The 21,498-nt window shown below is 54.8% G+C and carries 25 protein-coding genes; 8 read left to right on the top strand and 17 right to left on the bottom strand.

Annotated elements, in window-relative coordinates; genetic code table 11:
• The first annotated feature begins 245 nt into the window (after positions 1-245).
• Positions 246-887 carry a peptide-methionine (S)-S-oxide reductase MsrA gene (gene msrA / locus E5C26_RS02020; RefSeq protein WP_167796596.1) on the top strand — a complete coding sequence of 214 codons (642 nt, stop codon included), beginning with the start codon at positions 246-248 and terminating at the stop codon, positions 885-887.
• Positions 888-1,064: 177 nt separating this feature from the next.
• Entirely contained in the window at positions 1,065-2,396 is a 1,332-nt protein-coding gene (locus E5C26_RS02015; RefSeq protein WP_135314843.1) for a hemolysin family protein, read from the top strand.
• 203 nt (positions 2,397-2,599) lie between these two features.
• Here E5C26_RS02015 and E5C26_RS02010 read toward each other — a convergent pair whose 3' ends face one another.
• Positions 2,600-2,806 (bottom strand): DUF1107 domain-containing protein, encoded by a 207-nt coding sequence (locus tag E5C26_RS02010; protein ID WP_012004917.1) that lies wholly within the window; start codon positions 2,804-2,806, stop codon positions 2,600-2,602.
• Positions 2,807-3,131: 325 nt separating this feature from the next.
• Between E5C26_RS02010 and E5C26_RS02005 the strand changes: the two genes are divergently transcribed.
• Positions 3,132-3,689 (top strand): YtfJ family protein, encoded by a 558-nt coding sequence (locus E5C26_RS02005; RefSeq protein ID WP_135314842.1) that lies wholly within the window; start codon positions 3,132-3,134, stop codon positions 3,687-3,689.
• Between the two features lies 1 nt (position 3,690).
• On the opposite strand, the gene cysQ is transcribed toward E5C26_RS02005, so the two are convergent.
• The gene (gene cysQ, locus E5C26_RS02000; RefSeq protein ID WP_167796595.1) at positions 3,691-4,431 is read right to left on the bottom strand and encodes a 3'(2'),5'-bisphosphate nucleotidase CysQ; all 741 of its coding nucleotides are present in this window, start codon (positions 4,429-4,431) and stop codon (positions 3,691-3,693) included.
• 256 nt (positions 4,432-4,687) lie between these two features.
• On the opposite strand from cysQ, the gene E5C26_RS01995 reads away from it, so the two are divergent.
• The gene (locus E5C26_RS01995) at positions 4,688-6,640 is read left to right on the top strand and encodes a bifunctional 2',3'-cyclic-nucleotide 2'-phosphodiesterase/3'-nucleotidase (protein WP_135314840.1); all 1,953 of its coding nucleotides are present in this window, start codon (positions 4,688-4,690) and stop codon (positions 6,638-6,640) included.
• 46 nt (positions 6,641-6,686) lie between these two features.
• On the opposite strand, the gene fklB is transcribed toward E5C26_RS01995, so the two are convergent.
• A complete protein-coding gene (fklB, locus tag E5C26_RS01990; RefSeq protein WP_012004913.1) occupies positions 6,687-7,307 on the bottom strand; it encodes an FKBP-type peptidyl-prolyl cis-trans isomerase in 621 nt (206 codons plus the stop codon).
• Between the two features lie 286 nt (positions 7,308-7,593).
• Between fklB and E5C26_RS01985 the strand changes: the two genes are divergently transcribed.
• Complete coding sequence (locus E5C26_RS01985) at positions 7,594-8,268, top strand: OapA family protein (protein WP_135314839.1); 675 nt, start codon at positions 7,594-7,596, stop codon at positions 8,266-8,268.
• On the opposite strand, the gene E5C26_RS01980 is transcribed toward E5C26_RS01985, so the two are convergent.
• From E5C26_RS01980 to rpsF, 5 genes are all read right to left on the bottom strand, one after another.
• Positions 8,265-8,624 (bottom strand): DUF488 domain-containing protein, encoded by a 360-nt coding sequence (locus tag E5C26_RS01980; RefSeq protein ID WP_135314838.1) that lies wholly within the window; start codon positions 8,622-8,624, stop codon positions 8,265-8,267. The two genes, E5C26_RS01985 and E5C26_RS01980, sit on opposite strands and share 4 nt — an antisense overlap.
• A 109-nt stretch (positions 8,625-8,733) precedes the next feature.
• A complete protein-coding gene (gene rplI / locus E5C26_RS01975) occupies positions 8,734-9,186 on the bottom strand; it encodes a 50S ribosomal protein L9 (protein ID WP_012004910.1) in 453 nt (150 codons plus the stop codon).
• A gap of 39 nt (positions 9,187-9,225) precedes the next feature.
• Complete coding sequence (rpsR, locus tag E5C26_RS01970; RefSeq protein ID WP_002210155.1) at positions 9,226-9,453, bottom strand: 30S ribosomal protein S18; 228 nt, start codon at positions 9,451-9,453, stop codon at positions 9,226-9,228.
• A gap of 4 nt (positions 9,454-9,457) precedes the next feature.
• Positions 9,458-9,775, bottom strand: a complete 318-nt coding sequence (priB, locus tag E5C26_RS01965) for a primosomal replication protein N (protein ID WP_012004909.1) — start codon at positions 9,773-9,775, stop codon at positions 9,458-9,460.
• Positions 9,776-9,781: 6 nt separating this feature from the next.
• A complete protein-coding gene (rpsF, locus tag E5C26_RS01960; protein WP_006317459.1) occupies positions 9,782-10,180 on the bottom strand; it encodes a 30S ribosomal protein S6 in 399 nt (132 codons plus the stop codon).
• Positions 10,181-10,637: 457 nt separating this feature from the next.
• Between rpsF and E5C26_RS01955 the strand changes: the two genes are divergently transcribed.
• Entirely contained in the window at positions 10,638-10,904 is a 267-nt protein-coding gene (locus E5C26_RS01955; RefSeq protein ID WP_135314837.1) for a DUF1471 domain-containing protein, read from the top strand.
• A 94-nt stretch (positions 10,905-10,998) separates the two neighbouring features.
• On the opposite strand, the gene yjfP is transcribed toward E5C26_RS01955, so the two are convergent.
• On the bottom strand, positions 10,999-11,751 hold the full coding sequence (gene yjfP / locus E5C26_RS01950; protein WP_135314836.1) for an esterase: 753 nt from the start codon (positions 11,749-11,751) through the stop codon (positions 10,999-11,001).
• Positions 11,752-11,878: 127 nt separating this feature from the next.
• Between yjfP and bsmA the strand changes: the two genes are divergently transcribed.
• Together bsmA and E5C26_RS01940 are read left to right on the top strand one after the other, a co-directional pair.
• Positions 11,879-12,187, top strand: a complete 309-nt coding sequence (gene bsmA / locus E5C26_RS01945; protein ID WP_135314835.1) for a biofilm peroxide resistance protein BsmA — start codon at positions 11,879-11,881, stop codon at positions 12,185-12,187.
• 122 nt (positions 12,188-12,309) lie between these two features.
• Positions 12,310-12,585, top strand: a complete 276-nt coding sequence (locus E5C26_RS01940) for a DUF1471 domain-containing protein (RefSeq protein WP_135314834.1) — start codon at positions 12,310-12,312, stop codon at positions 12,583-12,585.
• Here the strand turns inward: E5C26_RS01940 and E5C26_RS01935 are convergent.
• The 8 genes from E5C26_RS01935 to hflC form a co-directional block, all read right to left on the bottom strand.
• Entirely contained in the window at positions 12,582-12,980 is a 399-nt protein-coding gene (locus E5C26_RS01935; protein ID WP_135314833.1) for a DUF350 domain-containing protein, read from the bottom strand. The genes E5C26_RS01940 and E5C26_RS01935 overlap by 4 nt on opposite strands.
• Before the next feature lie 87 nt (positions 12,981-13,067).
• Positions 13,068-14,702: an isovaleryl-CoA dehydrogenase gene (locus E5C26_RS01930; protein ID WP_135314832.1), complete on the bottom strand. Its 1,635-nt coding sequence runs from the start codon at positions 14,700-14,702 to the stop codon at positions 13,068-13,070.
• Positions 14,703-14,831: 129 nt separating this feature from the next.
• Complete coding sequence (gene rlmB / locus E5C26_RS01925; protein WP_085119414.1) at positions 14,832-15,563, bottom strand: 23S rRNA (guanosine(2251)-2'-O)-methyltransferase RlmB; 732 nt, start codon at positions 15,561-15,563, stop codon at positions 14,832-14,834.
• A gap of 59 nt (positions 15,564-15,622) precedes the next feature.
• Positions 15,623-18,109, bottom strand: coding sequence for a ribonuclease R (gene rnr / locus E5C26_RS01920; RefSeq protein WP_135314831.1), 2,487 nt, complete (start codon positions 18,107-18,109; stop codon positions 15,623-15,625).
• Between the two features lie 59 nt (positions 18,110-18,168).
• Positions 18,169-18,594: a nitric oxide-sensing transcriptional repressor NsrR gene (nsrR, locus tag E5C26_RS01915; RefSeq protein ID WP_135314830.1), complete on the bottom strand. Its 426-nt coding sequence runs from the start codon at positions 18,592-18,594 to the stop codon at positions 18,169-18,171.
• A gap of 233 nt (positions 18,595-18,827) precedes the next feature.
• Complete coding sequence (locus E5C26_RS01910) at positions 18,828-20,126, bottom strand: adenylosuccinate synthase (RefSeq protein ID WP_135314829.1); 1,299 nt, start codon at positions 20,124-20,126, stop codon at positions 18,828-18,830.
• Positions 20,127-20,223: 97 nt separating this feature from the next.
• Positions 20,224-20,424: a DUF2065 family protein gene (locus E5C26_RS01905; protein ID WP_135314828.1), complete on the bottom strand. Its 201-nt coding sequence runs from the start codon at positions 20,422-20,424 to the stop codon at positions 20,224-20,226.
• A gap of 63 nt (positions 20,425-20,487) precedes the next feature.
• On the bottom strand, positions 20,488-21,495 hold the full coding sequence (gene hflC, locus E5C26_RS01900; RefSeq protein WP_135314827.1) for a protease modulator HflC: 1,008 nt from the start codon (positions 21,493-21,495) through the stop codon (positions 20,488-20,490).
• Positions 21,496-21,498: the final 3 nt, after the last annotated feature.

Raw genomic sequence — 21,498 nt, 5'->3', positions numbered from 1 at the left:
CTCTGGGGCCAGGGCCTACTCCGCGCTATCAGGACGGCGACCCTTTTCAGCATTTTTCCAGACGCTGCATGTTACGGTTTTACTGCCGCAGTGAACTGGCGCATTCTTATCTTTTGGCGCTCTAAATACTGCGTTAATCTGATACATAATCTCAATATGTAGCTTATTGTGGGCAAAGTTGCGGTTAGATACAACTTAACTGCCGCCTCTTGGGCCAATTCTTACTGTGACAACAGGAGTCAACCGTGGTGCCATTTTTTGATAAAACCCAAACCGTCGACCAGGCAAACGCATTGCCTGGTCGCACCACTCCCATGCCGGTTGCCACGCTTAACGTGGTCACCGATCACTCAATGACCCAGGTGCCGGACGGCATGGAAGTAGCGATCTTCGCCATGGGGTGTTTCTGGGGCGTAGAACGCCTGTTCTGGCAGCAGCAAGGGGTTTACAGCACCGCCGCAGGCTACAGCGGTGGTTATACGCCAAACCCGACTTATCGCGAAGTGTGCAGCGGCCAAACGGGCCACACGGAAGTGGTGCGAGTGGTATTCGATCCGAAAATCATCAGCTATAAGCAGTTGCTGCAGGTATTTTGGGAGAACCACGACCCGGCTCAGGGCATGCGTCAGGGCGGAGACGTCGGTACCCAGTACCGCTCGGCGATTTATACGCTGACGCCAGAGCAGCAGACCGAAGCGACAAGCAGCCTGCAGCGTTTCCAACAGGCGATGGAGCAGGCCGGCGATAAACGCACCATCACCACCGAAGTCACACCGGCACTGCCGTTTTACTATGCCGAGGACGACCATCAGCAGTATCTGTACAAGAACCCCGAAGGATACTGTGGCCTGGGTGGCATAGGTGTGTGTTTACCCCCTCAGGGTTAAGCCACTGGCCAGAGGTAATTTTTTAACCACTGGCGGCCCCGGTAGGGCTGCTGCTATACTGTGCGGGCCGCAGATGCGGCCTGATAGCCTCCTTTCTGGTTGTTATCGCTACTTTTTTTACAATGTACTACCCTTCCTCAAGAGCGCCGTCATCCCGTCGGCACGTATGGATAGATTATGTTAAACAGTATTTTACTGATTCTTTTTCTGATCGCAGTGAGTGCGTTCTTCTCACTGTCGGAAATATCTCTGGCCGCGTCACGCAAGATTAAACTGAAAATGATGGCTGACGAAGGTAACGTCAATGCCGCCAAAGTCCTCAAACTGCAGGAAACCCCGGGGCTGTATTTTACCGTGGTGCAGATTGGCCTGAACGCCGTGGCCATTCTCGGTGGTATCGTTGGCGATGCAGCCTTTTCTCCTACTTTCCAACCGCTGTTCGCTCGCTTTTTGTCACCTGAACTGGCAGAGCAGGCCAGCTTCGTCTGTTCGTTCGTGCTGGTCACCAGCCTGTTTATCCTGTTTGCAGATTTGACCCCGAAGCGCATCGGTATGATTGCACCAGAGACGTTTGCCGTCCGGATCATCAACCCGATGCGTTTCTCGATCATGATTTTCCGGCCGCTGGTGTGGTTCTTCAACGGCATGGCAAACCTGATCTTCCGCCTGTTCAAACTGCCGATGGTGCGCAAAGACGACATCACTTCCGACGATATCTATGCGGTGGTAGAAGCCGGTGCTCTGGCAGGCGTGCTGCGCAAACAGGAACATGAGCTGATCGAAAACGTATTCGAACTGGAGTCTCGCACCGTACCTTCGTCGATGACCTCGCGTGAAAGCGTGGTTTACTTCGACCTGCGCGAGAGCGAAGAAAGCATTATCGAGAAAGTCTCGACCCATCCGCACTCCAAGTTCCTGGTCTGTGATGGCAATATCGATCAAGTTGTCGGCTACGTGGACTCCAAAGACCTGTTGAACCGCGTGCTGGGTAATCAGAGCCTGGTGCTGAGCAGCGGCGTGCAGATCCGCTCGGCGCTGATCGTGCCGGATACCCTGACGCTGTCCGAAGCGCTGGAAAGCTTTAAAACCGCCGGTGAAGACTTTGCAGTTATTCTCAATGAATATGCGTTGGTCGTGGGTATCATCACACTCAATGACGTGATGACCACGCTGATGGGCGATCTGGTAGGCCAGGGCCAGGAAGAGCAGATCGTGGCGCGTGATGAAAGCTCGTGGCTGATTGAGGGCGGTACGCCGATCGATGATGTCATGCGCGTGCTGCACATTGATGAGTTCCCGCAGGCGGGCAACTACGAAACCATCGGCGGCTTTATGATGTATATGCTGCGCAAGATCCCGAAACGAACCGACTTCGTCAAATACGCCGGCTACAAATTTGAAGTGGTGGATATCGACAGCTACAAGATTGACCAGCTGTTGGTGACCCGGTTGAGCGACAAACCGGCATCGGTACTGCCGAAGGCACCGGAAGAAAACCCCGCAGCCTGATCTCAATCGATAAATACGTCAGCGGCCCCAAACGGGGCCGCAATTATTTTAGCTTTTGCAGGTGCTCTAACTATTACCCTATGAATTTCGAGTTGCAGCTAGGCGGCCAGCTCACTCATCCCCAGGCGCTTACTAAAGTTAAGTAACTGGGGTGGGTAAGTGCAGGTAACAACGCTGCGGCTTGAAAGGCGACGGGTAATCTATCAACCCATCTCGGTCTGCAGTAACAACACCTGACGGTTAACCTCTGACATCACGCTGAAGTGACGCCGGTCGCGAATTTTCGGCAGCAGAATTTTCCCTTCATCGAATTCGAACGCGCCCACATCTTTGATATACAGCCGGCCACGAAACAGGGTCTTAACGTACTTCGCCACTTTCAACGGATTATAACGCTGGAAGATTCTCATTCTATTACTTTCCTCCGTTTGGTCCATGCGCTCAGCGAGCCGCCAAGGTGGCAGCCTCTAAAGTAAGAACGCAACTTGATTGCCATGTAGTAGACCTAGTAAAGACCATAACGTTCATTTCCGCCCGGAGATCTTCACTGGATTTACACTTTTTGACAGAATTGTATATGATTATATATAACTTTTTCAGTATATCCCTTCAAAAACCGGGTATTAGCGGCCAGAAGGAAGAACTGAGATCCGGCTAACAGGACAGACCTCCGATCACCACCTATGCTTTAGGCTTCGGGTGCTGTCGGCACCATTCCCCCTTCAAGGAGAAGGCATGAAAAAAAGTCACATGCTCATTGCATCCCTGCTGTTTGCACCCCTTTTTGCCTCTGCGCATAACTTCCAGCTCCAGCAACGCGTAGCGCCGATTGGCATCAGCGACAAGGGTGAGTTGAACTACGCTAATGATAAGTTTAGCTATCAAAACTGGAATAGCGCGCAGCTCAGTGGAAAAGTGCGAGTCATCCAGCATATTGCCGGCCGCAGCTCTGCCAAAGACATGAACGATCCACTGATTGAAGCGATTAAGAAAGCCAAGCTACCGCACGATCGTTACCAAACGACGACAATAGTGAATACCGATGATGCTCTGCTCGGCACGGCGATGTTTGTCCGCAGCAGCATTGAAGACAGCAAAAAAGAGTTCCCCTGGTCGCAGTTTGTGGTCGACAGCAACGGCAACGTGCGCAAGGCCTGGGATTTGCAGCCGAAGGGATCAGCCATTGTGGTGCTGGATAAGCAAGGCAGGATCCAGTTTGCCAAAGACGGCGCACTGACGCCGGAAGAGGTGCAGCAGGTCATGACCCAACTGCACCAACTCCTGGCAAACTGATTTAGAACAGCGAAACCCGGAAGCCTGGATTGAGGAAAGACTCACGCGGCGTATAGAGCAGCGGCCTGCCCTGCCAGTCGTGGATCTGCGCTCCGGCCGCCACCGCGACCGCGTGTCCGGCGGCGGTATCCCAGATATTGGTCGGCCCAAAACGTGGGTAAAGCTGCGCTTTACCTTCCGCCACCAGGCAGAACTTCAGCGAAGAACCGACAGATACGGTCTGATGCTCGCCTAACTGCTTCAAGTAATCCTTCAGCTCTTCGTCACTGTGCGAGCGACTAACCACCACCAACGGCGGATTGGCATTACTGACGCCAATCGTCTGGCGTTGGCCCTTTTCTTCTTTCCAGGCTTTGCCGCGTTCGGCCAGGTACAACACGTCGATCGCCGGGGCGTAAACCACGCCCATTACCGCCTGCCCATCTTCGATCAACGCGATATTTACCGTGAATTCGCCGTTACGATTGAGGAACTCCTTGGTGCCATCCAGCGGATCGACCAGCCAGTAACGCGTCCAGTTCTGTCGCACTTCCCAGCTCGGTGGATCTTCCTCTGACAGTAAAGGTATTTCCGGCGTTAACGACGCCAGACCGCGTTGGATAATATGGTGCGCCGCCAGATCGGCCGCCGTCACCGGGGAATCATCTTTTTTCTGTGCGACATCAAGCGGTTGTTTACCGTCATATACCGCCATGATTGCTGCGCCCGCCTCGCGGGACAGTTGGCAAATTTGCTCTAACATCATTCACCTCAGATATACAGTTCCGTGGGTCATTTCCCCTTTCTCATTGCTAGCAGCCTAGTTTTTTTTGCATCGAATATCCATCACAACGATTTAACCCGCGGTAATTGCTCGAGTCTTTGCCGTCACAACTGTGACATTTACTGCTCTGCCCTGGCTTATTTTCTGCCACACTTCACAGTTTGGTGAGACAACCAATGTTAATTACATGTTCCTCTGCGATAAAACTCGAAAAATGGAATGGAGAAAACGAAAAATGATGAAGCGTCCGCTGACGTTGTCTGCCCTCGCTGTGCTGGTCTGCGCTTCGGCGCAGGCGGCAACGGTCGATCTGCGCGTGCTGGAAACGACCGACCTGCACAGCAACATGATGGACTTCGATTACTACAAGGATAAACCAACCGATAAATTCGGTCTGGTACGTACCGCCAGCCTGATTGAACAAGCCCGCCAGCAGGCAGCCAATACGGTGCTGGTGGACAACGGCGACATTATTCAGGGCAGCCCGCTCGGCGATTATATGGCGGCCAAAGGCCTGAAACCCGGTGATGTGCACCCGGTGTATAAGGCAATGAATACCCTGAATTATGTGGTCGGCAATATCGGCAACCATGAGTTCAACTACGGGCTCGACTATCTGAAGAATGCCATTGCCGGTGCCAAATTCCCGTATATCAATGCCAACGTGATCGACGCTAAAACACAAAAACCCCTGTTCACTCCTTACATTATCGTTGATACGCCGGTAAAAGACCGTGATGGCAAAGAACATAGTTTGCGCATCGGTTATATCGGCTTTGTGCCGCCGCAAATCCTGGTGTGGGACAAAGCCAATCTGCAGGGCAAGGTCACCGTCAACGACATCACCGAAACGGCTAAACGCTACGTGCCGGAAATGCGCAAACAGGGCGCCGATCTGGTTGTGGCTATCCCGCACTCCGGCCTGTCCAGCGAGCCGTACAAGGCCATGGCGGAAAACTCGGTGTACTACCTCAGCCAGGTACCGGGCATCGACGCCATCATGTTCGGCCATGCTCACGCCGTGTTCCCCAGCAAGGACTTCGCCAATATCAAAGGGGCTGACATCGCACAGGGGACTCTAAATGGCATCCCGGCAGTGATGCCGGGCCAGTGGGGCGATCATCTCGGCGTGGTCGATCTGCAACTCAATAACGACAGTGGCAGCTGGAAAGTCACGGCAGCCAAGGCACAAGCTCGGCCGATTTACGACAAAGAGAACAAAAAGTCGCTGGCGGCGGAAGATACCAACCTGCTGAAGGTGCTGGCTGAAGATCACAAAGGCACGCGAGACTTTGTCAGCAAGCCTGTCGGCAAGGCCGACGACAACATGTACAGCTATCTGGCGCTGGTTCAGGATGATCCGACGGTGCAGATCGTGAATAACGCGCAAAAGGCCTACGTCGAGCACTATATTCAGGGCGATCCGGATTTGGCTGACCTGCCGGTGTTGTCAGCTGCGGCGCCGTTCAAGGTGGGCGGACGCAAAAACGATCCGGCCAGCTTCGTTGAAGTGGAAAAAGGCCAACTCACCTTCCGGAACGCTTCAGACCTCTACCTTTATCCCAACACGCTGGTGGTGGTGAAAGCCAGCGGCAAAGAAGTGAAGGAATGGCTGGAATGTTCCGCCGGGCAGTTCAACCAGATAGACGTCAACAGCAGCAAACCACAGGGCCTGATCAACTGGGACGGTTTCCGCACTTATAACTTTGATGTGATTGACGGGGTTAATTATCAGGTCGACGTCAGCCAACCGGCGCGTTACGACGGCGAATGCCAGTTAATTAACGACAAGGCGGAGCGCATCAAGGAGCTGACGTTCAAAGGCAAACCAATCGATCCAAAAGCCACCTTCCTGGTTGCCACCAATAACTACCGCGCCTACGGCGGCAAGTTTGCCGGTACCGGCGATCAACACATTGCCTTCGCCTCACCGGATGAGAACCGTTCGGTACTGGCGGCTTATATCAGCGCTGAAACCAAACAACACGGCGCGGTGAAGCCACAGGTGGATAATAACTGGCGCCTGGCCACATTCAGCAGCCCACAGCCGTTGGATATCCGCTTCGAAACCTCACCGAGCGACAAAGCCACTGCGTTTATCAAAGCGCACGCCCAGTACCCGATGAAAGCTGAAGGGACAGACAGCATCGGCTTTGCGGTTTATCAGATTGATTTGCAGAAGAAATAAACAATAAGGGCGCCATTAAGGCGCCCTTGAAAAACTCTGCGGTGACTTACAGAATTTCCAGCAGTTCTACGTCAAACACCAGCGCACTGAATGGCGGGATGGATGCGCCTGCACCACGCTCGCCGTAGGCCAGGTCGTGTGGGATGTACAGCTGCCATTTGGAGCCGACCGGCATCAGAGTCAGCGCTTCGATCCAGCCTGGGATCACGCCGCTGACCGGGAATTCTGCCGGCTGGCCGCGCTCTACGGAGCTGTCAAACACGTCGCCGTTAATCAGACGACCGGTGTAATGCACACGCACGCGATCCTGACGGGACGGGATTGGGCCATCGCCCTGCTCCAGCACGGAGAACTGCAGACCGGATTCGGTCAGCGTCACTTCGTCACGCTTGGCGTTGTCTTCCAGGAATTTCTGACCTTCAACGGCCATCGCCTGCTGACGATCGCGACGCACAGCATCAGCACGTTCGTGAATTTCACGCAGCGCACGGTGTACCACGTCTACCGGAACCGCCGGGGCATTCCCTTCCAGCGCGTCACGCAAACCTGCCAGCAAAGCTTCCGGTTGTAAACCTTCCAGACCGGACTCTTGCAACTGCTGGCCGACCTGTAAACCAATCCCGTAACTCGCTTGAGCTTCAACGCTGTCAAAAGAAGGGGTTGTCATGGGGTTTTCCTTTAGTCTGTAAAAAGTCGAAAGCGCAGCATAACAGTGCCGTAAAGCCGGGTAAAATCTTGTGTGGAGAATGATGACTTTTGTCGTAGAAAAAGAAACAATAACCTCCTGTTAACGCCCGCTCCCGCGCCCCAGGCGAATTGCCTGCCGCAACAGGCATGGGTTTGCTGCTGCCTTTCACTTCAATCAGTTAGCGGACTATACTGAAACAAGAGCATCGGGACGTCGGTACAGACTTTTGTACCCTGATATTTTACGCCGTTGAAGAGAGGTCACCATGGGCAGAATCTCGCCCAGGAGAAGGAAAACCACCCGTGTCTACCAGCCATTGCTGCGCACCTGGCTGAACTTCAGCCAGCGCCTGAAACCAGGCTCCGCGCCAGAGGCGGTAGAAGATCCGGATTCAGAACAACCACCGGGAAACGCTAAGGGGCAAAGTATCAAAGCATTGCTGCTGAAGATCTGGCACCTGCCGGACGGTTTCAATTGGATGGAGCCATTACCCTATTTTCACCGCCGCTGGACCCTGATTTTCGGCATCATCCTGCTGCTGGCGTTGCTATGGCCTTATTCTTCACAGAACAGTGGGCAGCCGTTCCCGGTTACCCAGCAGGATAACAGCGTGCCATTGCGGGCCGATCTGCAAAATGATTCCCAGCAACAGCACGCTGCCGAAGCTGAACCGGCGGGCAACTGGCAACGTTTTCAGATCCAGCCGGGCCAGACGCTGGCGCAACTGTTTCGCGACAACAGCCTGCCGGTGAACGAAGTCTTCGCCATGGCGCAGGTGGAAGGTAATGACAAGCCGCTCAGTAATATGAAAGCCGGCCAGGAAGTGCGGATTGAACGGGATACTAACGGTGTGATCACCGCGCTCTCGGTCACCGCCGCTGATAACACGCAGGTGTTGTTCCGCCGCCAGGCCGACGGCAGCTATCGCCGCGAGCGTTAATCCGCTAACTGCGCCAACAGAAAGTCGCGCAGCACGACGCCCTGGTTGTGCTGTGTGTCTTTACTGCCATAAAGCAGGGTCAGGGGCTGACCTTGCCGTAATAATGCCACCAACGGCTGCCAGGCATCATTTTCCGCCAGTTGCCATCGATAGCGGCTTTCAAACTCTTCCCACTGCTCAAGGTGCTGATGAAACCACTGTCGCAGTGCGTTATCCGGCGCCACCTGCTTTAGCCACTGCACGCCCTGCAGCCGTTCCTTGCTGACGCCTCGCGGCCACAGTCGATCAATCAGATAGCAGTTCACCGGCGCCGGGCCAGTAAAGTCATACACACGCTGTAAGTTAATCTCTGCCATTTGCCGCTGCTCCTCACTCAAGGTGATAACAGGGTAACGCGATTTACCGGACGCAGAAAAGCAAAACGCCAGCACGAGGCTGGCGTTTTAACTTGGCGAGCAGTAGCGATTAAGCTTCTGCTACCACAACTACATTCAGCTGTGCGAATACGTCGCTGTGTACCTGGAACTGAACTTCGTGTTCACCAGTGGTACGCAGAACGCCATTCGGCAGACGAACTTCGCTCTTGGCAACTTCAACGCCTGCCGCAGTAACTGCGTCAGCGATGTCGCGGGTGCCGATAGAGCCGAACAGTTTACCTTCGTCGCCTGATTTAGACGCGATGGTGACTGAACCCAGTTCGTTGATCTTGGTTGCGCGAGCTTCAGCAGCAGTCAGAATTTCAGCCAGTTTGGCTTCCAGTTCTGCACGGCGAACTTCGAAGAACTCTACGTTTTTCTTGGTAGCAGGAACAGCTTTGCCCTGTGGTACCAGGAAGTTACGGGCGTAGCCCGCTTTAACGTTAACTTGATCACCCAGGCTGCCCAGGTTTGCTACTTTATCAAGCAGAATAACTTGCATTACCTTATCCTCTTAAAGTCGTTAATAGACGGCGGCCGATTACTGATGACGATCAGTGTATGGCAGCAGGGACAGGTAGCGAGCGCGCTTGATGCAGCGAGCCAGCTGACGCTGGTATTTTGCACGAGTACCGGTAATACGGCTCGGGACAATTTTACCGCTTTCGGTAATGTAGTTTTTCAACGTTGCGATATCTTTGTAATCGATCTCAACAACGCCTTCCGCTGTGAAACGGCAGAACTTGCGACGACGGAAATAACGTGCCATTAGGCTAGTCTCCAGAATCTATCAATTCAATCTGCTCGGCATGCAACACCATTTTGTTCAGTCCATTGCGCCCTTGATGGCTGCTAATGAAACCGGAAACGGTGAGAGGCGTGCCGACCGTTATACTTTGAGTAATGGCCTGATGGGCCTTGCCGCTGATAATCACCGGCATACGACACCAGGCTTGCCGGGTAAAACCGGCTTCCACTTGCACTGAACGGTGCTCAAGCACGAACTGGCAATGTGGAATACCTGACGGGCTCACTTTACGCGTCGGCGTCTTGCACACAGTGCCAGACAACGTCAGCCGATTAGCCGTCACGGTAAATTACTCTTCAGAATCCCCAGCATCAGCATCATCTGCGGTTTCGTTAGCGAAGTCTTCGCGGCGATCGCCACGACGTTCGTCTTTCGCTTTAACCATCGGAGATGCTTCAGTTACCGCGTGCTTAACGCGCATAACCATGCTACGGATAACGGCGTCGTTGAAGCGGAAGTTTGTTTCCAGCTCATCGATCGCTTCCTGCGGAGCTTCAACGTTCAGCAGAACGTAGTGGGCTTTGTGCAGTTTGTTGATCGGGTAAGCCAGTTGACGGCGGCCCCAGTCTTCCAGACGGTGAATCTGACCAGCAGCGTTAGTGATGGTAGCACTGTAACGCTCGATCATGCCCGGAACCTGTTCGCTTTGGTCAGGGTGGACCATAAAAACGATTTCGTAATGACGCATCGAATTGCTCCTTACGGATTATTCAGCCTCCTGTCAGGGTCAACCGCGGCCCATGGAAGCAAGGAACGTGTATGTGTGTGCGGCTGAAAAAATGACGCGTAATCATACTTGCGCAGGCTGAAAAACTCAAGGGTCGAAGGGGGCTTATTATTGGTAATGCGAAGCGGATGCGTAAATAGCACGATTTGCTGTCAGTAAAACCTATGTACACAAATCCATCAGTTGAAAAAATCTCTCAATAAAATCATCACTGCCGCATGAATTTCATTCATTTTTTTTGAAAGAGGCCATCAAAATGGCGGCCTTTTTAATCCTGCCGGAAGGTCTAAAATTGTAGTTATCCGCCGCAGACAGCGCGACGAAAAAGATTTGAGGTTATTCAATACATATAAATAACTTTTTGCTGCACTGGCACACGCTGTCAGGCCGTTGAAGCAAACAGTTAAGAGAGGCACTTATGAAACACATCACCATCGCTACCGCCATTGCATTACTGTTTTCTGCCAACGTCATGGCCGCGACAGAAATCACCTCACACCAGGCAGATCAACGTCAGAGCGTTGGCTTCGTCACGCTGAACCAGAATGTGGTCTCCCCGGATGACGCCACCAGCCAGGTGAGCAAAATAGCCGATCAGCACGGCGCCACCGCCTATCGGATCATTGCCCTGCATGAGCCTGAGAACAACAGCACCATCCACGTCAGCGCCGAACTGTATCGCTAAGTGAAAATGCAGTACCAGGGAAGCAACTCGCGCCTAAAACAGTAAATCAAACTGCGAAAGTCACTATCAGCCCCCTGCCTGCAGGGGGCTTTTTTTACAGCGTTCTCGCGAAGAAATCAGCGGTGGCACTGAGCGCCTGCGGCGTAATACGGTGCTTGACTCCCGGCTCAGTGAGCAACGTCAATTGTCGGTCCCAGCCACTCTGGCGCAGTTCGGTCGCCAGCCGCAGACTTTCCGCCGCCGGCACCAGGTCATCCGCCTCACCGTGCCAAAGCAGCAACGGGCGATCGGCAATTTTCTCCAACTGCTGCTCCAGGCCGTAATCCGCCAGCATGGCAATGCGCGCATCAAAATCCTCGCTCGACAAAGGATTTCCCTGTTCATCCAGCGGCGGGAACAGCGTTTGTGCCAGCGAGGTGTAATAACCGGCCCCCATCAGGCTGGCCGCCGCTTTCACCCACGGATAACGGGCAAAGCTACCCAGCGTCGTCATGCCGCCCATTGACGCCCCCCCCACGCCAATGCGCCCCTCGGCAATCAGACCGAGCTGTTCAAAGTGCGCCTTCAGCGCCGGTAACTCGTCAATATTGCCTCGAAGGATCTCCCAAAAACTGGCCAACCGTTTTGCTTCATTGCCATCAAAACGTTCGCCGTGCAGATCGGCATCCGGGAGTACCACACGAAACCCTGCCCGGGCTAATGCGTAGGCAAAGTACGCGTACACTTCTTTCGACGAGGTATAGCCATGGTAGAAAAATACCGTCGGCAATGGTTGGTGATATTGCCCCGCAGGCACCGCGTGGATCACCGCTGTATCTCCTACCCGCTCGTCATAGATTTCAATCATCCGTTTTTCTCCGCGTCGCTGTTTGCCTTACATAATGGCAAACTTGAGCTTAATAGCATTAGTCCAATCTGTTCCAATTTATAATGGGTTACACTCAAATCATGCCATCCGCTCTGTCGAGGTCCCTATGAAACTTTCCCACCTGCTGCTGCCCCTGACGCTGGTCACGCTACTGAGTGCCTGTGGCATGATGACTACCACGCCGAAAGCCCCGCCGGCACCCACTGGCCAGGCGCAAGAGGTAACCCGGGCGCAAACCGGCAGTCTGGTGAAAATGGGCACCACCAGCGCCCTGGTCCGCGGCAGTCCGATGGATGTGGAAGCGGAAATTCAGAAGAAAGCCAACGCCAGCGGCGCACGCTATTACATGATCATGATGAACAGTGAAACCGTGGTTCCCGGCCAGTGGTATTCGCAGGCGATCCTGTACCGGTAAACTCTGGAGTTTTAATAAGATTTACATTGGCTTTGCACAGACTGAAGTTGGCTGTTGCACACTGGCGGTCAGCGCGCCGCAGCCTGCGGGCGTGAGTCCAGGATCCAACCAAGGGGAAGGCCATGAAACGCTCCGCCGCACTCACCGCCCTCCTGCTTTCGATGGGGTTACTCAGCACCAGCGCCCAGTCCGCTGAATTGGCCCCCGCAGACCGCGTTACGCCCCTCAGCGAAATTGCACAAATCACCCTGAATAACCTGCCCGGCTCACCTCAAGACGTGGAACAATTGATTGCCCGCAAGGCAGATGAGCATGGAGCGAGCTATTACCGGATCCTGCGGATGGAAGAACAGGCGCATCAGCCAGGCTGGCGCGCCTTTGCAATACTCTATCTTTAGTAGGTCATGCAGGCCGCATTCAGTACGCCGCCGCTGATTGACACGCCCCCCAGGAAAATCCCGGCGGCGACGTGATTGGACTCAATCTTGTCGCTGATGCGCGGCATATAGATTTTCACCGCCGTAAACAGCAACAGTTGTACCACCAGCGCCACCACGCCCCATAGCAGGTAGTCCAGCAGGCTGACCGAGTTGATCGCTGCGCTGGCCAGTGGGATCACATAACCCAGACAGGCACCGACGAATCCAAAAGCGGCTGACTGATTGTCGGCCTTGATCAACGCCCATTCGTCATGTGGCGTAATGCGGGTATAGACAAACAAGAACACCAGAACCATGGCAAAGCCACTGAAGAAATAAGAGGCGAATGCCGCCAACGCGCTGAGAATATCCATGTCATGTTTCCTGGTCAGAGGTCAGTATCCCTTACGGGCCAAGTGCTGAATTAAAAAGCTTTTCCCGCTGTAGCGCCACTGTTTTCCCTAGCCTCCCATCGCTCGGGCAAACAACGTCTCGCACAGACGGTCTGGTAATGTTCGCTCACCACGGGTATCGAGCATCATTTGGCACCAGGCTTCCGCTAACGGCGGTGAACTGTAGCGCAGAAGCTGCGCCGCGGCGAACAGATTGAATAACGCACCGGTGACTGCCCGTCCCTGCTCCTCCTGGGGTTTACGCATCAACTGGAGCAACTGCCGCCACTGGCGATCAAAGTGACGGTTCTGTCCCCTGACCTCACCAAATTCAAGCTCCAGGGCCTCCTGTACCACCGGCAGCTTTCCCCAGGCCCGCATCACGTCCAGACACATGATATTGCCGGAACCTTCCCAAATGCTGTTCACCGGCATTTCACGGTACAGCCGCGGCAGTTCACTCTCTTCACAGTAGCCGATGCCGCCCAGCGCCTCCATCGCTTCGCCGACAAAAGGAATGCCCTGTCGGCAGACTTCAAACTTGGCCGCCGGAGTGATTACCCGACACAGCGCCTGCTCCAGTGGTGCCCCGGTCCCCGTGCTGTCATAGGCACGTGCCAGGCGCATCAAGGCAGCAGTCTGCCCCTCCAGCCGCAGCGCCATGCGCGCCAGTACCTGACGCATCATAGGTTGTTCGATCAAGGATTTGCCGAATGCCTGCCGTTGCAGAGCGTGATACAACGCCACCGATAGCCCACGCCGCATCAATCCGTGGCTGCCCAACGCACAGTCAAAGCGCGTCAGGCCGCCCATTTTCAGGATATGCCGCACACCATCCCCTTCCTCACCCACCAGCCAGGCGCTGGCGTCCTGAAACTCCACCTCACCGCTGGCGTTGGAACGATTGCCCAGCTTATCCTTCAGCCGCTCCAGTCGTATGGCATTACGGGTGCCATCCGGCAAAATGCGCGGCAGGAAAAAGCACGACAGCCCCCCTTCGGCCTGTGCCAATACCAGGTGCGCATCGCTTTGCGGCACCGAGAAGAACCATTTATGCCCCACCAGTCGGTATGCCTCCCCCGGGCCACGGGCAGCCAGCGGGGTTGCCGTGGTGGTATTACTCAACACGTCGGAACCACCCTGCTTTTCGGTCATGCCCATGCCAATCAGCAAGCCGCGTTTTTGTCCGCCAGGCAGCACATGCGCATCGTAACGATCGGATAGCAGCGGCGTTAACCAGGATTGGAATTCTGCCGGCAGAGAACGTTGCAGCAGTGGGATAGCGCCAAAGGTCATGGTCACCGGGCACAAGGTGCCGGCTTCGACCTGAGCATGCAGTACAAAACGCGCGGCGCGCGCCACGAACGAACCAATACGGGCATCCTCCTGCCACGGCAGGTTATGCACACGGTTGGCGATCAAGCCTTGCATTAAAATATGCCAGGCGGGATGGAAACGGACGTCGTCCAGCCGCTGGCCGGTGGCATCATAACGCAGCAGCTCCGGCGGGTTGGCATTGGCCAATCGCCCCAGCTCCAGCGATTCCTGAGTGCCCAACTGTTGGCCCAGCGAGGCCAGCACTTCCACATCCCAACCGGCTTGTTCGCGCTGTATCGCCTCATGCAACGGCGTATCTGACAGGAACAAATTACTGTTCCCCAGTGGCTTCGGCTGATTAAAAACGGTGTGTGTATTCCAGACCATCGGCTTGCTCCCTGATAAAAGCGTCAGGAGTAAGTATGGTCGTCAGGGGGATTTCTGCCGCTGGTGAGATCACAGGGTGGGAATTGAGAAAGTAACAAGAGCGCAAAATTCTGCGCCCTTGTTGGTAAATCAACTGCGCTGACGTACTGCTTCAAACAGGCAAATGCCGGTGGCGACTGAAACGTTCAGTGAAGACACCGTCCCGGCCATTGGGATGCTGATCAGCTCATCACAGTGCTCACGAGTCAGACGACGCATACCTTCGCCTTCTGCGCCCATCACCAGCGCCATTGGGCCAGTCATTTTGCTCTGGAACAAAGTGTGATCGGCTTCACCGGCCGTGCCGACGACCCAGACGTTCATTTCCTGCAGCAAACGCAGGGTCCGCGCCAGGTTGGTGACGCGAATCAACGGAACGTTTTCCGCCGCGCCGCAGGCCACTTTCTTGGCAGTCGCATTCAACTGGGCAGAGCGATCGCGCGGGACGATCACCGCGTGTACACCGGCCGCATCGGCACTGCGAAGGCAAGCGCCGAGGTTGTGCGGGTCGGTCACGCCATCCAATACCAGCAGGAACGGCGTATCCACGCTTTCCAGCAACTTCGGCAAGTCATTTTCCTGATACTGACGCCCTTCGCGCACCCGGGCGATAATGCCCTGATGCACCGCGCCCTCGACTTTCTCATCCAGCCACTGGCGGTTAGCCACCTGGATAACAATCCCGGTCGCTTCCAGCTCCGCGATCAGCGGCTGCAAGCGGCGATCGTCACGCCCTTTGAGGATAAACACTTCCAGGAAGCGTTGCGGATCGTTATCTAACAGGGCCTTGACGGCATGGATACCGTAAATAATTTCGCTCATGATGCTCTTTTAACTGTGCGGCTGGCATATGCCAGCCGGTGATAATGACGTGTGGCAGCTTAAGCCTGCTCAGCACCTTTCTTCTTGCCGGCGCGTTTGGCCTTGGTCGCCGACGCTATTTTCCGGGTTTTGTCGGACACTTTCTTGGCTTTCGCCTTTTTGTCTTTCTTCACCTTGTCAGCGGGTTTGGCTTCGTCTTTACGGAAGGCGCTGTCAGGCTCAAAATTGGCGGGCGCTTTGCCACCACGACGTTTACGTGGCGCAGAAGTGCGGCCTGCGCCAGCCCCACCACGCAGGGTGCGTTGGCCACCATTCTTGGCGCGATCGCGTTCAGTTTTGCCTTCACCACGCGGCTTGCGAGTGCTGGAAACCAGAGCGAAGTCAATTTTACGCTCGTCCATATGCACCGCTTCAACGCGAATTTCCACCGTATCGCCCAGGCGATAAACCACGCCGGAAGATTCGCCAATCAGACGCTGGCCGATATTATCGTAGCGATAATAGTCATTATCCAGCGATGATACGTGCACCAGGCCGTCGATAAACAGATCGTTCAGGCGGACGAAGAAACCAAAGCCGGTCACGCTGGCAATAATACCGCTGAATACTTCCCCGACGTGATCCTGCATAAAGTCGCATTTCAACCAGTCGGCAACGTTACGCGTCGCTTCATCAGCACGGCGTTCGGCCATCGAACAGTGCTCGCCCAGCTGCAGCATTTCTTCGAACTCACTGTGCCAGCCACCGGTCGGCGTCCAGCGCTCTTTCGGCTCGCCATGCTCTTTAGCCAACTGATATTTGATCGCGCGGTGCATCGCCAGATCCGGATAACGACGGATCGGTGAGGTGAAGTGGCCATAAGAAGCCAGCGCCAGACCAAAGTGGCCCCGGTTTTCCGGATCGTAGACCGCCTGCTTCATGGAACGCAGCAGCATGGTTTGCAGCATTTCATGGTCAGGACGTTCGGACACTTCATCCATCAAGGTGGCGTAGTCCTTCGGCTGCGGCTTGTTACCGCCGCCCAGCGTCAGACCCAGCTCGCTCAACACGCTGCGCAAGGCAGTAATGTGATCGTCACTTGGACGGTCATGCACACGGAACAGCGCCGGTTCGTTATTCTTCTCAACGAAGCGTGCTGCGGCGACGTTCGCCATGATCATGCACTCTTCGATCAGTTTGTGGGCGTCGTTACGCACCGTTGGCTCAACACGTTCAATACGGCGTTCGGCGTTGAAGATAAACTTGGCTTCTTCGGTTTCGAAAGCAATACCGCCACGTTCGGCGCGCGCCTGATCCAACACCTTGTACATGGTGTGCAGCTCTTCCAGGTGCTTGACCAGCGGGTGATAATGCTCACGCAGCTCCTGATCGCCCTGCAAGATGTGCCAGACTTTGTTGTAGGTTAAGCGGGCGTGAGAGCTCATTACCGCTTCATAGAATTTGGCCGTCGACAGGCGCCCCTGGGCGGAGATGGTCATCTCACACACCATACACAGGCGGTCGACCTGCGGGTTAAGCGAACACAGGCCGTTGGACAGCACTTCCGGCAGCATCGGGATAACCTCCGAAGGGAAGTACACCGAGGTAGCACGGTTGCGCGCTTCGTCATCCAGCGCAGTACGCGGACGCACGTAGTAGCTGACGTCGGCAATGGCCACCCACAGGCGCCAACCGCCGCCGCGTTTTTTCTCACAGTAAACCGCGTCATCGAAATCGCGTGCGTCTTCGCCGTCAATGGTCACCAAAGGTAACTGGCGCAGATCGACACGGCCTTTCTTGGCGGCTTCCGGTACCTGTTCGCTGAGATCGGCAACCTGTTTTTCCACCTGTGGTGGCCAGACATGCGGGATCTCATGGGTGCGCAGAGCGATATCCACCGCCATGCTGGTTCCCATTTTATCGCCGAGGATCTCAACGATCTTGCCCACCGCCTTGGTACGGCGGGTCGGACGCTGGGTCAGCTCAACCACCACCATAAAGCCCATGCGCGCGCCGCTGGCGGCTTCGGCCGGGATCAGGATATCGAAGCTAAGACGGCTGTCATCCGGCACCACAAAGCCGGTACCGGCATCCATAAAGAAGCGACCGACGATTTGGCTGGTTTTCGGTACCAGCACACGGACGATACGCGCTTCACGACGTCCCTTGCGGTCTGCAGCCATTGCCTGTGCCAGCACCACATCACCGTGGATTGCCATTTTCATCTGCTCGGCTGACAGATACAGGTCGTCTTTACTGCCTTCAATACGCAGGAAACCAAAGCCATCACGGTGGCCGATAACGGTACCGCGCAGCAGATCAAGACGTTCCGGCAGCGCATAGCACTGGCGGCGGGTAAATATTAACTGCCCGTCGCGTTCCATCGCACGCAGACGGCGGCGCAACGCTTCTAACGGCTCTTCACCGGTTAAATTCAGCTCTTTGGCCAGCTCTTCGCGGCTGGCCGGCGTTTCTCTTTTCGCCAGATGGGCCAGAATGAATTCACGGCTCGGGATTGGGGATTCATATTTTTCTGCTTCTCGTTCCAGGAATGGATCTTGTGACATTGCGGTTCCTCCGTTGTCATCAGCAGGGTGCCGCTGAGCCTTGTCTTCTCAGCGACGCTTTATTCGACAAGCAATAGCTTGTAGAGCGATGGATTGTCTTCGACCATATCGGCCAAGGTGTGGCTGTCCAGCTCTTCAAGGAAATTCTGTACGCCCTGCTGGAGCACCTGTTTCAGGCGACATGCAGGGGTTATGTGGCAGAAATTACTGTTGCAGTTAACCAGTGAAAGCGGCTCTAGCGCCCTGACTACATCGCCGAGGCGAATGGTTTCGGCCGGTTTGCCTAAACGGATGCCGCCGTTCTTGCCGCGCACGGCGGTCACAAACCCAACCCGGCTTAACTGATTGATGATCTTTACCATATGGTTTCTGGACACGCCGTAGACCTCGGTAACTTCCGAGATACTGGTCATTTTGTCCGGTGGCAGCGAGGCCATGTAGATCAACGCCCGCAGGCCGTAATCAGTAAAACTTGTTAACTGCACATCTACCTCTGGGTATCATTTTACCCGTCTGATACGCCGATTTTCGGCATTATTCAAAAGATTACTTATTGGATAATAAACCAGCCAGAGAGTTCGCCGCTAATTATTTAGCGCATCTCGGACTCTGGACAGGTTAAAGAAAGGATTTTTTGAAGTGAAACCGCAACCGGGGAGAATAATGATAAAAACAAACCGGGACAATGCCCGGTTTGTTCTATTGCAGCAAGGCCAGATTATGCGTCGAACGGGTCGCGCAGGATCATGGTTTCGCTACGGTCTGGACCTGTAGAGATAATATCTACCGGCACGCCAGTCAGCTCTTCGATACGCTTGATGTAGTTCAGCGCCGCCTGTGGCAGTTTGCTGTGCTCTTTCACGCCGAAAGTGGTGTCGCTCCAGCCCGGCATGGTTTCGTAGATCGGTTCGATACCTTCCCAACCTTCAGCCGCCAGCGGAGTGGTGGTCATTTCGCGGCCGTCAGGCATGCGGTAACCCACGCAGATCTTCACTTCTTTCAAGCCGTCCAACACGTCCAGCTTGGTCAGGCAGAAGCCAGACAGGGAGTTGATCTGTACAGAACGGCGAACGGCTACCGCGTCCAGCCAGCCGGTACGACGACGACGGCCGGTAGTGGCGCCGAACTCGTTACCCTGCTTGCACAGGAATTCACCGGTTTCGTCGAACAGTTCAGTTGGGAACGGACCTGCACCCACACGGGTAGAGTAGGCTTTAACGATGCCCAGTACGTAATCCACGTAACGCGGACCAATACCTGAACCGGTAGCAACGCCGCCAGCAGTGGTATTTGAAGAGGTCACGTACGGATAGGTACCGTGGTCGATATCCAGCAGGGTGCCCTGTGCACCTTCGAACATGATCAGGTCGCCACGCTTGCGCGCGCCGTCCAGCAGTTCGGACACATCAACAACCATGGCAGTCAGGATGTCGGCGATAGACAGCACATAATCCAGAGTTGCCTGGTAATCAACGGCTTCAACTTTGTAGTAGTTGACCAACTGGAAGTTATGATAATCAACGATTTCCTTCAGCTTAACGGCGAAGGTTTCTTTGTTGAACAAGTCGCTAACGCGCAGACCGCGACGAGCCACTTTATCTTCGTAAGCCGGGCCGATACCGCGACCGGTAGTACCGATAGCTTTCGCGCCGCGTGCTTTCTCGCGCGCGTTATCCAGCGCAACGTGATAAGGCAGGATCAGCGGACAGGCTTCGGACAGTAACAGACGTTCGCGTACCGGGATGCCGCGCGCTTCGAGTTCACCCATTTCTTTCATCAATGCGTCTGGAGCCAGAACCACACCGTTGCCGATGATGCTGGTCACGTTTGCACGCAGAATGCCTGAAGGAATCAAATGAAGGACGGTTTTTTCACCGTTAATAACCAGAGTGTGGCCAGCGTTATGGCCCCCTTGGTAGCGCACTACATATTGAGCCCGTTCGGTCAGCAGGTCTACGACCTTGCCCTTACCTTCGTCACCCCATTGAGTGCCCAGTACGACGACGTTCTTACCCATTTTAAAAATCACCGGTTGCTTAAAAATGGATTCTACCACCGTAATTCGTGAGTTTCAGCACTTTTAGCATAGGGTTGCATATTTTTTAGGCTAAACTTTAAACCCCTGCGTGCGTACGCAACATGTAGTAGATCACACAGCCTGCAACCACTACTCCACCGCCAAATCGACGCAGTGTCGCGTCAGGAAACTGGGTCATCGCCAGTATCATTTTGCGCCAGGCCTGCGGGAACAGCATCGGTCCCAACCCTTCCAGCACCAAAACCAGCCCAAGCGCCAGCCAGATCGTTGAATTCATCAGTGACTCCCAAAAAGAAAGGGCCCGCGTTTAAACGGGCCCTCTATCATTAACCGATCGTGGTTACTTGCGTACGGAATCAGGCGACTTCATGTAGCGGAAGAAATCGCTGTCCGGGCTCAGTACCATCACGTCCTGGTTATTGCTGCTGAAGCTGGTTTCATAAGCACGCAGGCTACGGATAAAGGCGTAGAAGTCCGGATCCTGGCTGAATGCGTTAGCAAACAGTTTGGCCGCTTCGGCATTACCTTCACCACGAGTGATACGCGCTGTACGTTCGGCTTCCGCCAGGGTACGAGTCACTTCGTAGTCTGCGGTAGCGCGCAGCTTCTCAGCCTCTTCCTGACCCTGTGAACGGTGACGACGGGCCACTGCTTCACGCTCGGCGCGCATACGCTGGTAGATTGCATCAGACACTTCTGCCGGCAGGTTGATCTGCTTGATACGCACGTCGATCACTTCGATACCCAGCGCTGCCATGCTGTTCGGGTTAACCTTCGGCAATTTGCCGGTGGTTTCCTTTTCAACACGCGCCGCTGCAGAAGCAATAGCGTCATCGGCTTCGGTGGTCGCCACTTCCTGGTCATCACCCACAGTACCGGTGTTCAGCGCGTCACGCACGTCGGACATCAGTTTACCGCGCGAGTCGGTCACGATGTCTTTAACATCCAGACGACCAATTTCGGAACGCAGACGGTCACTGAACTTACGTTTCAGCAACACTTCGGCCTGTGAAACATCACCGCCGCCGGTTGCCAGGTAGTAACGGCTGAAATCGCTGATACGCCATTTCAGGTATGAATCGACGATCAGGTCTTTCTTCTCGCTGGTAACAAAGCGGTCAGCCTGGTTGTCCATGGTCTGGATACGCGCATCCAGCGTTTTCACTGATTCAATGAACGGGATCTTGAAGTGCAGGCCCGGCGCATAAACCAGCGGCTTGTTGTCGCTGTCACGCAGTACCTTGCCGAAACGCAGCACGATGCCGCGCTGACCTTCCTGAACCACGAACAAAGAGGCATACAAAGCCACCAGCACCGCGAGGATAATTACTATAAAAGACTTACGCATTGA

Origin of the sequence: Serratia proteamaculans, from assembly GCF_004684015.1 — a bacterium.
Lineage (GTDB): Bacteria > Pseudomonadota > Gammaproteobacteria > Enterobacterales > Enterobacteriaceae > Serratia > Serratia proteamaculans_F.
This window is presented reverse-complemented; position numbering and strand designations above follow the sequence as displayed.

Excerpts from the sequence above, each read along its gene's own strand:
- E5C26_RS01905 (WP_135314828.1), bottom strand. The coding sequence starts at position 20,424 with ATGAATTCAACGATCTGGCTGGCGCTTGGGCTGGTTTTGGTGCTGGAA.
- E5C26_RS01910 (WP_135314829.1), bottom strand. The coding sequence starts at position 20,126 with ATGGGTAAGAACGTCGTCGTACTGGGCACTCAATGGGGTGACGAAGGT.
- E5C26_RS01980 (WP_135314838.1), bottom strand. The coding sequence starts at position 8,624 with ATGGCAGAGATTAACTTACAGCGTGTGTATGACTTTACTGGCCCGGCG.
- E5C26_RS01935 (WP_135314833.1), bottom strand. The coding sequence starts at position 12,980 with ATGGATATTCTCAGCGCGTTGGCGGCATTCGCCTCTTATTTCTTCAGT.
- E5C26_RS01955 (WP_135314837.1), top strand. The coding sequence starts at position 10,638 with ATGAAACACATCACCATCGCTACCGCCATTGCATTACTGTTTTCTGCC.
- E5C26_RS02005 (WP_135314842.1), top strand. The coding sequence starts at position 3,132 with ATGAAAAAAAGTCACATGCTCATTGCATCCCTGCTGTTTGCACCCCTT.
- bsmA (WP_135314835.1), top strand. The coding sequence starts at position 11,879 with ATGAAACTTTCCCACCTGCTGCTGCCCCTGACGCTGGTCACGCTACTG.
- rpsR (WP_002210155.1), bottom strand. The coding sequence starts at position 9,453 with ATGGCACGTTATTTCCGTCGTCGCAAGTTCTGCCGTTTCACAGCGGAA.
- rlmB (WP_085119414.1), bottom strand. The coding sequence starts at position 15,563 with ATGAGCGAAATTATTTACGGTATCCATGCCGTCAAGGCCCTGTTAGAT.
- E5C26_RS01985 (WP_135314839.1), top strand. The coding sequence starts at position 7,594 with ATGGGCAGAATCTCGCCCAGGAGAAGGAAAACCACCCGTGTCTACCAG.
- hflC (WP_135314827.1), bottom strand. The coding sequence starts at position 21,495 with ATGCGTAAGTCTTTTATAGTAATTATCCTCGCGGTGCTGGTGGCTTTG.
- rpsF (WP_006317459.1), bottom strand. The coding sequence starts at position 10,180 with ATGCGTCATTACGAAATCGTTTTTATGGTCCACCCTGACCAAAGCGAA.
- fklB (WP_012004913.1), bottom strand. The coding sequence starts at position 7,307 with ATGACAACCCCTTCTTTTGACAGCGTTGAAGCTCAAGCGAGTTACGGG.
- yjfP (WP_135314836.1), bottom strand. The coding sequence starts at position 11,751 with ATGATTGAAATCTATGACGAGCGGGTAGGAGATACAGCGGTGATCCAC.
- rnr (WP_135314831.1), bottom strand. The coding sequence starts at position 18,109 with ATGTCACAAGATCCATTCCTGGAACGAGAAGCAGAAAAATATGAATCC.
- E5C26_RS01930 (WP_135314832.1), bottom strand. The coding sequence starts at position 14,702 with ATGGTCTGGAATACACACACCGTTTTTAATCAGCCGAAGCCACTGGGG.
- E5C26_RS01995 (WP_135314840.1), top strand. The coding sequence starts at position 4,688 with ATGATGAAGCGTCCGCTGACGTTGTCTGCCCTCGCTGTGCTGGTCTGC.
- E5C26_RS02010 (WP_012004917.1), bottom strand. The coding sequence starts at position 2,806 with ATGAGAATCTTCCAGCGTTATAATCCGTTGAAAGTGGCGAAGTACGTT.
- E5C26_RS01940 (WP_135314834.1), top strand. The coding sequence starts at position 12,310 with ATGAAACGCTCCGCCGCACTCACCGCCCTCCTGCTTTCGATGGGGTTA.
- rplI (WP_012004910.1), bottom strand. The coding sequence starts at position 9,186 with ATGCAAGTTATTCTGCTTGATAAAGTAGCAAACCTGGGCAGCCTGGGT.
- E5C26_RS02015 (WP_135314843.1), top strand. The coding sequence starts at position 1,065 with ATGTTAAACAGTATTTTACTGATTCTTTTTCTGATCGCAGTGAGTGCG.
- cysQ (WP_167796595.1), bottom strand. The coding sequence starts at position 4,431 with ATGTTAGAGCAAATTTGCCAACTGTCCCGCGAGGCGGGCGCAGCAATC.